This is a genomic window from Streptomyces durocortorensis (assembly GCF_016901035.1).
GTDB lineage: Bacteria > Actinomycetota > Actinomycetes > Streptomycetales > Streptomycetaceae > Streptomyces > Streptomyces durocortorensis.
In genome coordinates this window covers 1-328 of sequence record NZ_JAFEUF010000575.1, presented here as the reverse complement: position 1 = coordinate 328, position 328 = coordinate 1, and the positions used below count along the sequence as shown (strand labels likewise).

Here is a 328-nt window from a genome sequence, read left to right as displayed (position 1 = left end):
TCGTACCCGCCCCCACCGGCACCCTCGACCTCGCCGCCCTCGACGACGCCCTCACCGAACTCCACCGCCCCCTCCTCGTCGTCGCCACCGCCGGCACCACCGACACCGGCGAGATCGACCCCCTCGACGCCATCGCCGACCTCTGCACCACCCACGACGCCGAACTCCACATCGACGCCGCCTACGGAGGACCCCTCCTCCTCAGCCCCACCCACCGCGAACTCCTCAACGGCCTCGACCGCGCCCACAGCGTCACCCTCGACCTCCACAAACTCGGCTGGCAGCCCGCATCCGCCGGCCTCCTCGCCGTACCCCAACACCACCACCT

1 protein-coding gene is annotated in these 328 nt (G+C 72.0%); it reads left to right on the top strand.

The features are described 5' to 3' along the window. Positions 1-328, top strand: a 328-nt coding sequence (locus tag JS521_RS36130) for a pyridoxal-dependent decarboxylase (protein ID WP_239488316.1), incomplete at both ends; no start/stop codon positions are given.